Source organism: Priestia sp. ST2 (genome assembly GCF_055810735.1).
This window is the reverse complement of the sequence record NZ_JBVVNT010000007.1, coordinates 165,689-175,825: the sequence shown is the minus strand read 5'-3', so window position 1 is coordinate 175,825 and position 10,137 is coordinate 165,689. Positions and strand designations below refer to the sequence as shown.

The following is a 10,137-nucleotide window of genomic DNA, read 5'->3' as shown; positions in this document are numbered from 1 at the left end:
ATGACTCGTGATGTAATGCCTAAAGGAACACCGAAGCAAATTAAGTCATTTAAAGAGCTTCAAAAGGCATATACAGAAGGAAAACTCCACACACATGACGCTGTTCAAATGAGTGTTCCAGGTCAAGGTCTAGTCACAGCTACAGCTGGCCAACATTTATTCAACTTATCGCTACCACGCGGTTTCCAAGATTATAAAAACAACGTGGATGTTAATAAGAAGAAGATGACGAAAATCTTAACCAACATCATTAACAGCAAAAATGGTGGCACAATCAAAGCGGTTGATACCATCAACAAGCTACAAACGATGGGCTTCCAAACAGCTACACAATCCGGTTTAAGTATTGGTTTAAAAGACTTTGATACAGTTCGCGGCATTGACCAAAAAGGATTATTCCAAGCAGCCGAAAACTCATTGAAGGATAAATACAAAGACCGTCTTGCTAGCGGAATGATTGATGCACGTGATGCGTTCGAACAAGAGAAATCAGAAATCGTCCGCGATCAATTAAAAGGCATTATCGAAAGCGGTGTAATCGATAAAAGTAACTCAGTCGAAATCATGCGTAGTTCCGGTGCCCGTGGTAACGCAGGTCAGATTAATGCGATGGCTGGTGTTATCAGTGTCGGTAAAGACGTAACGAGCAGAAAAACCCGAGCGGTTAACTCTTCTCATATTGACGGCCTATCGCCTGACCAATTTTGGGATTTATCGTATGACTCTCGTAAAGGGATTTTAGATAAATCGATTGAAACAAGTAAGCCGGGTGAATTAACACGTGAGCTATGGATGACGAATAAACAAACCGTTGTTTCTGAACGTGATTGTGGCGATACAAAAGGGATTATGCTTGATATGTCTTTAGACCGCGACAAACGTTCATTGCATGGCCGTGTATTGTTAAAAGACGTTGCTCTTCAAAAAGGCGGCGTGATCAGAGCGACAGGCAAACCACTTTCTGTACATGATGAAGAGAAAATCACAACAAGAGCCATTGGTAAAGTGAATGTACGTAGTCCGCTTACTTGTAAGAGTACAAGCGGTGTATGTCAGAAGTGCTATGGAATTAAGCCAGGAGGCGTGACAGCCGACTTTGTAGAAATTGGTACACCTGTTGGTAGTGTGGCTGCACAAGCACTAGGGGAGCCGTCTACACAGGCAATCATGAAAGCCTTCCACGTTGGGGGTGCTGGTAGTTCCGTATCGGGTGCGTTTGACCGCATTCAAGAAACACTTCGTTTGCCGGAGGAATTGAGTAACAAATCTACTTCAGCTGTCATTGTAAAAGAAGACGGCGAAGTTCGCTCCATTAAAAGAGATCCTGTACTTGGGACGACGGTTATTGTCGGCAAAACGAAATACCCTCTTCATCATAAAGAGTTATCGGATATCGTAAAAGAAGGCGTCATGCTCAAACAAGGTGACTTGTTAACAAAAGAGTTTGACGGGACGAACCAACGTCTTGTTATCCGTAATCCGCATGATGTAATTAAATATCAAGGTGTGGAAGCGGCGAAGAATTATTTATCACAAAGCATCGAGGAAGCTTATAGCGCCGGGGATATCGACGATACCGATCATCGCCATTATGAGGTTGTAACAAACAACTTGATGAACCAAGCGAAAATTACTGATCCTGGTACATCACCATTCTCTATCGGTCAAACCGTATCAATGGATACCGTCAACCAATACAACAAACTTGCTGGACGTGTAGAAACCGTGGCAATGGATTATGCAAACCGCATGAATGTAATTGGAGCTGTAGCCGCTCAAGATATCAGTGACCGCAACAACATGATGAAAGTGATTGTTAAAAAAGGTGATGTCATCACAGAGGAAGCTTGGGAGAAAATCAAAGACCAGCGTAAGCATATCAAGGTACAAAAGAAACCTCTCCAATTTGAACGAAAGCTTGTAGGTGTAAGTAAACCGAACCTTTCCGAAAACAATTGGTTAGATGCTGCTTCTTATAAAGATGCTACACGTATTATAGGAGCGGGCGCTACTCTTGGTATGAAGGATAGCTTGAATACACCACTTACGCAGCAGGTAACAGGGAAGAAAGGAAATTTCGCTGACAACTACAACCCAAATGCCTTTGTTAATGGGTTTCTCTAATCAATTGCCGTTGCAAGAATATGAAAAAAAAGGTAGGATTATAGATATAAAGTAATGGAGATTGCTTCGGCTTTTGGAGAATTGCTTCTCTATCTCTTACCGATTTTTGCGTAGGGCATAAAATTGAAAAGAAGGTTGAAGCGGACAAAAGAGGGAGAATGGAGTAACAGAGCGGATAGGCTAGAGAAGTCGATCACTTCTTTTGCAACATCCCTAATGTTGTGAACTCCCTCTTTTCTCTATGTATACATCCATTCTTTTGTACAAGGGAGGGAAACTTCATGGAAAAGACCAATAAACAAATTCGTCAAATGGGTGTAGCGCGTCGCATTAAACAGCGATTAGAAGGCGGTCAAGTAAAGAATAGTCAACTATCTGATAAAGAGATTTTCGAACTAAGTGAAAAATTATCAGAGAAGGAGATACTGTTGATTATCAACTTACTATTCAATGAGATTTCAATCCTGTTACGTTTAGGGTTTCGTGTAATCTTTGAAGGATATGCCTCCTTTTATACAAAAGCCATTCAGCGTACACATACTGATATACGCACGAATGAACAATGGATCACTCGTAAACGCCGCTTGCGTTGGAAGCCAGCACCCGATATGAAGAAGGTAACAGAGATTGATATTTCTGAAGAAGAATACCTTGAAGAAGCAAAAGATCGCTAATGTAGCGTATATCTTATAAATTAACGGTTATACTATTATGGATGGCAAACGTTAATAATAGTATAGAAAAAAACTCATACCGGCACTAGGCCGGTATGAGTTTTTTTATTCTTTAATTTCGATTGACCATCCGCATTTACAAGAGCGTCTGAACACATCGTCTTCTACTTCAAGTTTTCCTTGACCCCCGCCTACTTTATCATTTCCACAATCTTTGCAAGCAGCATACTTCCTAATCAATTCTAAAGCTTTTAGTCCATTCATTTATCATTACCTACTTTCTTAATCGAAGCATCCTCTTCGATCCTCGTATTCTTTGTCAACATACTTTTTATGTTCAAGCGGCAAATGTTCAATGATATGAATAACTTCTTTGTATTCCGCTAACCGCTGAATTCGAAGATGCATTTCATCACTCGTATAAGCTACTGGTTTCGCTATAAACAAAGCATGGTAGTGCATGAATTTTCGTTCTGCTAAATGATTTAAAAAATCCTCTAAATAGATCGGCATGCTATTTCTTCTCCCTTTTCAATTTATTGATTTCATTGGCTTTTTTGGACACATTTTCACTTAACTCTTGGTTACGCTCACGCAATGTGTAAAAACGCTTCGTTAAATATTTAGTGGAATTTACAAGGTCATCGAAGTGTTGTTTTGAAATGACAATAAGCTCAGCATCATTTAATTCTGTGGTCTTGTATTCCTCTTCAATAGCTGTTAACTCTTCTCCAGTTAGCCTTTTCCCTTTCACTCTTGATCACTTCCCTTTTTCAACAGCACACGTTCTACTTCTAATAGTCCAGTTAGTTCGCTCATAGGTGACTGCAGCCCCTTTAGAGCATGTAGCGCCTTTTCCACCTGTTCTAGCTCAAATCCTTTACCTAGAAAGTCATTGGTTTCTTTCGCTACTTTTCCGGACTGTGCCATGATGATTGCTAAGATTTCTAAAATACGTGTATATGATTCTTTTTCTCGTGGGTTTTGCAAATTGCTATTCATGTTCTTCCTCGTCCCTTATCGTAATAGTTTCTATATCTAGCGCCTCTAAACAGTCATTCAGACCGTTTAGATACGCCTTGTCATATGCGTTTCGTGTAAGAGGTTTTAATAAAGCAACTAGGGCTTCTTGCTGTTGTTTTGAAATTTCCACATCATCACCACCCTACGCCCTCAATTTCGCACGTTTTTCCGTTTTGAATACTAAGACTCACAATCTATCAAACATCTGTAATATCGCCGTTTGGTAACGCTCATGCTCTTCCTTCGGGAACTTCTTTTGGAAGAACAAATCATAGTACCCAAGCATCGTAAATAAGAACTCATACAGATGGGTTAATTTAATATAATTTTGATCCAGGCGCAGATCTTGACCTGGCTCTTGTTGCCGCTCCATTTTGGTTATTAACTCTTTTCCTTTACGGAGTCGATTTGTGATGTTGACCCATTCAGCAAAAAACTGTTTCTGTTCTTCTTCCGAAAGGTCTGCACTACTTTTGATCTTGACCATTTGCGCGACACGGACTTTCATTGTTTCACGTTCTTTATCTGAAATCTGCCACGTATAAGCCAATCCTTTACTCAAGTTGTACTCACACCTTCAAGTAGTTCTTTCGCATAAAAATAGTAGTTGTCTTCATCCGCTACTGGATATTGACGCTCATCAATTAATTGCACATCGTTTGTCGCAAACGTACTTTTCAAACGAGCATCACATACGAAGCAACGAACATATTTAGAACCGACACGAGCGTAACGATTGGTATGCACATCATTGCACTCAGGGCATTCTACCTTTGTGCGGTACAGCATATGTTCTCCATTAGGTGTCATTTTTGTATAAGGAAGCTCTGGAACTATACGTTCTTGAATCTCTTCTGTTTCTTCTTGTTCACCCGTTACTTCATCCCCCGTAAAGGAAACCTGCTGAAACTTTTGTTGAATCGCTTCTCCGATAGAAAAAGAAGAACGGTTGCTTCCGATCAATGGCAGTTGCTTTGATCTAGGAGCATTGTTTGTTACGTTTAGGACCGCTTTACGTGGAGCTTCCGCTTGCGGTTGAGCTGATTTAATAGGCCTTACTTTTCCTGGCTTCACGTAGCGGTCCAGTGGTTTAGCCATAATCGCTGTAGCAATTTTCATACCTTCTTCTTCATCACTTTCGACTTGAACGTCTCCCACTTTATCCAATACAGCGATTTCCCCATCATGATCATCTGATACTTCAACATCCCCCATGTTATCTAAAATCGCCATTTCCTCATCTTGCTTTTCCGCTGGAATGTTGTAAGCTTCCACGCTGCCGTCTGTTACTTTAAACGTTTGTGTTTCTGAAATCATATCTGCTATATTTACATCAGGTTCATAAGACACAGCTTCACCTTCAAACAACGCACGTTCAACCAACCGAATGACTGCCTCTTCAGGTAGCCCCTCCAATCGTACTGTTTTCGTTTCTTGTTCACTTTTCACAATAATGGACACTTTAGACATATTACTTTTCCCCCTTTAATGTTTGAGCAATATAATCCTCTACACGGTTCCAGTCCTTCGTTGCTTGAATCTTAAAAGCAAATGAATTTAAGATTTTGTTTTTATAGCGAGCTGTTGATAATCGACCATCATAAATTGCGACAACCCCTTTGTCTTCTGATGTCCGATTCAAACGTCCAAATGCTTGCTTCATCGCGATAATCGCTTCAGGCAAACTATGTTTATGAAATCCTCTAGGTTGAGCACTTAAGTAATCGACGATTGGATCTCCAGCAATCGGAAACGGGAATTTATCTATTAACACAGCGGATAGGTTCGGTCCTTGAATATCGACTCCTGTAAAGAAGGAACGTGTCCCAATCACAACTGTATTGCTGTTCTTTTTCATAAAATCGATGATGCGTTGTTTCGGCATATGGTTTTGCGAAATGATTTGAATATGCTTAGGTAGCACTTGCTCGAAGTACTTTTCCGCTTCATCCATATTTCGATTCGATGTAAACAGGCATAGCGTTCTGCCATCGTACGCTTTGACCACTTTCTCCATTTCTTTTAAGACAAAAGGTAAATGGTTACGATCATTGCCAGCTGGTGCATTTGGCGGCAGGTACCACAATAAGTTTTCATCTAAATTAAATGGCGACGTAACCGATAACTCTTCAATCTTCTGTAATCGTGGAGATTGATTATCTGGACCTACGCCTAAATCTTCTTTCAAATGGTCAAAGGATTTATTTGTCGTTAATGTCGCACTCATGATGATTGGTACCGGTTGATTCAGACCTGCACTTTCATAGAAAAGATGTTTCGTTAATCCTTGACCTGTTGTTGGCTTAATGTGGAGCTGAACAGAATCGCGATATTGTTGAACCCAATATAATCGTTCAATCCCATCCTCTTCGATTTCTACTTGATTGAAGAACTGATGTAACATGTGGCTGAATTCTAATAGTGTTGTCCGAAAGTAGTGAACACCCATTAACCAATTCACAGAGCCTTCATCGTACTGTTCTAACAAATCAAAAATCGCTTCTGGATCAAATCCGAACTTATCTAAATATGCTTTGCACTCAGCCGCAGCATCATCTAATGCTTTGACGTGTTCCTCTGCATACTCAAAAATATTAGAACGTGTAGCCGGATGAACTTCCCAAAAGCTTCGTCCCGAATTAGGGCGTACCACGCGATGATAGCGGTCTTTTAAGCCAGCGAACATTTGAACAGATGTCACGTTTAAATTGGCAATAGCTTCACTGTCAAGCAAGTCATATACTGATTCGCCTACATCTGAAAACTCAGCTGCTTTCATTTCTTTTGATAAACGGTCAATTGGTTTTTGGAGCGAGTTAGCGGAATATGTTTGTTCTTGGAAGTCACGAGCAATCGCATTGATTTCATGACCTTCATCCATAATGACTACTCCAATTGGCGGCAGCATGTTTTCGGAACGCAACGCATTAAAGAAATAATGATAGTTACATACAATAAGCTTTGCTGTACCCATACGATTACGTTCACGATAGTAAGGGCATGCGTTGTATAGCGGACACTGTTTCCCTTTACAATCCGCACCGTCTACACATGAAATGCCAGCCCATACGTTGTATGACGGAACAAAGTCTAATTCAGCCTTATCACCACGTTTGGAGGTTGTTGCCCAATCTAATACTTCCGCGAACTGTTTTACCTGTTCAGATGTAGAAAAACCAACTTTCCCTGCTTTTGCTTCTGCTACTTTCTTGGGGCATACAAAGTTGTTTCGGCCTTTGATTAAAACAGGTTTCACCTTGAAGTTATACAGTTCTTCTAGCATAGGAATATCTTTGTTCATGTATTGTTCTTGAAGGATAATACTAGACGTAACGACAATGACTGTTTCGTCTGTTTCCATAATGTGCTCAAACGCTGGCACCAATGAAGCTAAGGACTTTCCGACTCCTGTTGGTGCTTCTGCCATCAATGGTTTCTTTTTCTTGATGCAGAATTGTATTTTCTTTGCGAGCTCTTCTTGTTGAGGTCTGACTCTATAATTTTTAATTCGTTTGGATAGATGACCACCATCCTCGAATGTTGCTGTGACTAAATCCGTTGCTGTTTCTTCCACACCATTCTCCCCCTTAAGACAAATGTGTTGTGAGCAAATGATAAAAGACGGCTAAAGAATCCGATTCATCCATTGTCATCTTTGAAAAATCAACGAGCCCAGGATAATTCGTTTCAAAATACCACTGCAGTCTTTTATAAATCTCCCATTTGGTATTAAGCGCAACTACGCCATCTTCCGCTACATTTACGTGCGCCATATCTTTTCTAATCTTGGCTCGTATTGTGGCTTCATCTTCATCGTGTAGATCCGCATTCTTGGAACCTGCATAAAAGTAAATGCCTCCAGCAATTTCAGCTAGAAGTTTTGTCGTGAGTACACCGTTGAAGGCCTTGTTACGTTCAAGAGCGACAATCGATGGATTCACTTTATATAAGAAGCGGCCACATTGTTTGCCGATATCTTTTAATAGCTCGCGATGCTTAAATACTTTGAATTCACTTAACCGCTTTGTCGCTTCTGCTTTTGAAATGCGACTCTCTCCAGGCTTTAAAAATCCTTTGAAGACATTCCCGTTTGAGTGAATTTCTTTTGGCTCTTGCGTTGTATATCCTAATGTCTTGCCTGTAGGTAGCTGTGGTATCACGGCTAATGTGCGAACAAAGATAGGTTTTTGTTTTCGTAGTTGAGCAAATGTAATTCCGATACATGTACTTGATAAGTCAAAACACATTACATTCATTACGTATCCCCCGAAAGAAAAATAGAGCCCTGCCACCCTCTCGGGATGGCAGGGCCATTGTTGGTTAGATTAAAACGCGTTGTCGTTGTCTCCGCCCTCTCCTGCTCCTACAGGATCACTCTCTGCATACTCACTTTGTTCTGTTTGAGCAAATGTAGCAGCTGATTCAAGCGCTTCTTGTTCGAACTCTAAGTAAGAGCTTAGTGCTTGAAGATTTCCTTTTAAACGCTCTTTACCAACAAGCGGCTGTTCTTTTACCACACGGAATTGCATTACAGGGAATGGACCATAATCAGTGTCTTCCATTCTCACTGTCACACGAATGTTTAGAGCACCTAGAACATTGCGTTTTAGTTTCTTCTTCGTGATACCCAAACCTTTCATCATATCAACTGACATGAATGAACGTTTGAACTCACGCACGTTGATACCAGACACAAGTAAGTGGAACAATGTACCTTCAGCATCTGTGCAAAGTAGAAGTAATTGCTCACGACATGGGCTAGAACCGCCTTCTTCTGGATACTCTGCAAACTTACATTTTTCACAAATCGTACCCGCAAACTCACCATCTTTCGCTGCCTTAATGCCATCTAATGAACGGCAGATAAACGTATTGTCTTTGCTATACTTTTCAGGGAAGTACACGCGAACTGTTTGGATTTTAAGAATACATAAACCCTCAAGTGCTTCGCCTGCTTCACCGTGGATCAGCGTACCGTCTACAAGTTCGATGTCACCTAACTTGCGATCTTTGGCAACTTTTGAATAAAGCTTTGCGTATGGTACACGGATGTCACTGGCATTAATAGAAGCAAGACCAGATAATGCATCTAACTCATCATCATCGAATCCTAGATCATTTAAATCCCAATCGTCATCATCATCCTTAACTGCTACGTCTGTATTAACAGTAGCTACAGCTGTACCTTCAGCCGCCGCTTCTGTTGCTGCTACTTTTTCTTCTACTGCCTCAACGTTCTCTTCTTTTACTACTGCTTCTTTCTTTTCAGCTTTTGCCATAATGGATTTCCTCCTAATTTTTATGCAATTATGCATATATGTTTTTATTAATTATTAAATTATGATTTTATTAATTTCATAAAAGTGCAGGGTTAGTTGTTTAGCATTCTCTTTGCTTTTTCACGTGCTGTTAAGCTCAGTTTCTTCTTAGGTAAGCCTTGCTCATTCTTATTAACCGCAGACTCATACACTCTCACGTTAAATAAGTGAGGTACTTCTAATGAATTGCCTTGCTTGAACTCAGCTTCAATTTTAGATAAAAGCTTTTGGTTCACGCTTTTGCTAATAGCCTTATCTGTTAAGTGGCGGTACTGATTAAGAGTCAGTGATAAGCTCTCAGCTAATTCCTCATCTGTTTTTCCTTTTAGTTTAGGATTCGCTTTTAATAAAGCCTCCTTGAATGCCTCAGCTGTAATTTCATTTAATAAGTCTTGTAATTTACGTTTTGTCATGATTAGTCCGCCTCCTTAAGCGTTATCGGTTTTTAAAATGCATTATGGTTTGATGGTGCTGAATCGACAGAAGCAGTAGCTGGTTGATTCTGAACGTTAAGTAAAAACATCATGTACCCGTTAAATGTCTCGAGTACACGACGGCCATTTTTGGCTCGTTGTTGTATATCCTCCATATCAGATTCCAAAACTTCGACCTCATCTTTTAAACGATTCAACTTGCTTGATAGGTCATTAAAAACCTCAGATTCTTTTTGCAGTTCTTGCTTATATGCTTTACGATCTTTCTCACTGCCTTGTCGTGGTGGAAACTTAATCATTACTTTTGCATCGAAGTCTCCGTTCAACAAAGCTAAGTGCTGCTCTGCATCCATTTTCTTTGCATACAGCGGACGAAGTTGATCACGCACTTCTAGTACTTTATCAACCTCCTTGTTGACGTAAGTAATGTTATCGTCAACTTCCAACACTTCTGCAAAATGTGCTAATACATCTTTCGGAGTCGCTTGTGGATTCATATCCATATACTCGATTACTTTCCAAGCCATCCCGAACACCCCCTTCAAAGAAATAAAAAGAAGAAAC

The 10,137-nt window shown here is 40.3% G+C and carries 14 protein-coding genes; 2 read left to right on the top strand and 12 right to left on the bottom strand.

Features of this window, described 5'->3' with window-relative positions; genetic code table 11:
• Both AC0KUU_RS25550 and AC0KUU_RS25545 read left to right on the top strand, forming a co-directional pair.
• A partial coding sequence (locus tag AC0KUU_RS25550; protein ID WP_473453739.1) for a hypothetical protein occupies nt 1-2,124 on the top strand: 2,124 nt, incomplete at its 5' end.
• Between the two features lie 281 nt (nt 2,125-2,405).
• Nucleotides 2,406-2,798 carry a hypothetical protein gene (locus tag AC0KUU_RS25545; protein WP_473453737.1) on the top strand — a complete coding sequence of 131 codons (393 nt, stop codon included), beginning with the start codon at nt 2,406-2,408 and terminating at the stop codon, nt 2,796-2,798.
• Nucleotides 2,799-2,903: 105 nt separating this feature from the next.
• Here AC0KUU_RS25545 and AC0KUU_RS25540 read toward each other — a convergent pair whose 3' ends face one another.
• The 12 genes from AC0KUU_RS25540 to AC0KUU_RS25485 all read right to left on the bottom strand — a co-directional run bounded on the left by AC0KUU_RS25540 (nt 2,904) and on the right by AC0KUU_RS25485 (nt 10,100).
• Nucleotides 2,904-3,062, bottom strand: a complete 159-nt coding sequence (locus AC0KUU_RS25540) for a DUF3797 domain-containing protein (protein WP_473453735.1) — start codon at nt 3,060-3,062, stop codon at nt 2,904-2,906.
• A gap of 18 nt (nt 3,063-3,080) precedes the next feature.
• Nucleotides 3,081-3,311: a hypothetical protein gene (locus AC0KUU_RS25535; RefSeq protein WP_473453733.1), complete on the bottom strand. Its 231-nt coding sequence runs from the start codon at nt 3,309-3,311 to the stop codon at nt 3,081-3,083.
• A 1-nt stretch (nt 3,312) separates the two neighbouring features.
• The gene (locus AC0KUU_RS25530; protein WP_473453731.1) at nt 3,313-3,552 is read right to left on the bottom strand and encodes a hypothetical protein; all 240 of its coding nucleotides are present in this window, start codon (nt 3,550-3,552) and stop codon (nt 3,313-3,315) included.
• Nucleotides 3,549-3,800, bottom strand: coding sequence for a hypothetical protein (locus AC0KUU_RS25525; RefSeq protein WP_473453729.1), 252 nt, complete (start codon nt 3,798-3,800; stop codon nt 3,549-3,551). The genes AC0KUU_RS25530 and AC0KUU_RS25525 overlap by 4 nt, the downstream gene beginning before the upstream one ends.
• The gene (locus AC0KUU_RS25520) at nt 3,793-3,951 is read right to left on the bottom strand and encodes a hypothetical protein (RefSeq protein WP_473453727.1); all 159 of its coding nucleotides are present in this window, start codon (nt 3,949-3,951) and stop codon (nt 3,793-3,795) included. The genes AC0KUU_RS25525 and AC0KUU_RS25520 overlap by 8 nt, the downstream gene beginning before the upstream one ends.
• A gap of 57 nt (nt 3,952-4,008) precedes the next feature.
• A complete protein-coding gene (locus tag AC0KUU_RS25515; RefSeq protein WP_473453725.1) occupies nt 4,009-4,383 on the bottom strand; it encodes a hypothetical protein in 375 nt (124 codons plus the stop codon).
• Nucleotides 4,380-5,291, bottom strand: a complete 912-nt coding sequence (locus AC0KUU_RS25510) for a hypothetical protein (RefSeq protein WP_473453723.1) — start codon at nt 5,289-5,291, stop codon at nt 4,380-4,382. Before AC0KUU_RS25510 ends, AC0KUU_RS25515 begins: the two co-directional genes overlap by 4 nt.
• Nucleotide 5,292: 1 nt before the next feature.
• The gene (locus AC0KUU_RS25505; RefSeq protein ID WP_473453721.1) at nt 5,293-7,395 is read right to left on the bottom strand and encodes an ATP-dependent DNA helicase; all 2,103 of its coding nucleotides are present in this window, start codon (nt 7,393-7,395) and stop codon (nt 5,293-5,295) included.
• 13 nt (nt 7,396-7,408) lie between these two features.
• On the bottom strand, nt 7,409-8,077 hold the full coding sequence (locus AC0KUU_RS25500; RefSeq protein WP_473453719.1) for a hypothetical protein: 669 nt from the start codon (nt 8,075-8,077) through the stop codon (nt 7,409-7,411).
• Nucleotides 8,078-8,146: 69 nt separating this feature from the next.
• Nucleotides 8,147-9,100, bottom strand: coding sequence for a hypothetical protein (locus tag AC0KUU_RS25495; protein ID WP_473453717.1), 954 nt, complete (start codon nt 9,098-9,100; stop codon nt 8,147-8,149).
• Between the two features lie 92 nt (nt 9,101-9,192).
• Entirely contained in the window at nt 9,193-9,552 is a 360-nt protein-coding gene (locus AC0KUU_RS25490; protein ID WP_473453715.1) for a hypothetical protein, read from the bottom strand.
• 32 nt (nt 9,553-9,584) lie between these two features.
• Complete coding sequence (locus AC0KUU_RS25485) at nt 9,585-10,100, bottom strand: hypothetical protein (RefSeq protein ID WP_473453713.1); 516 nt, start codon at nt 10,098-10,100, stop codon at nt 9,585-9,587.
• Between the last annotated feature and the right edge of the window lie 37 nt (nt 10,101-10,137).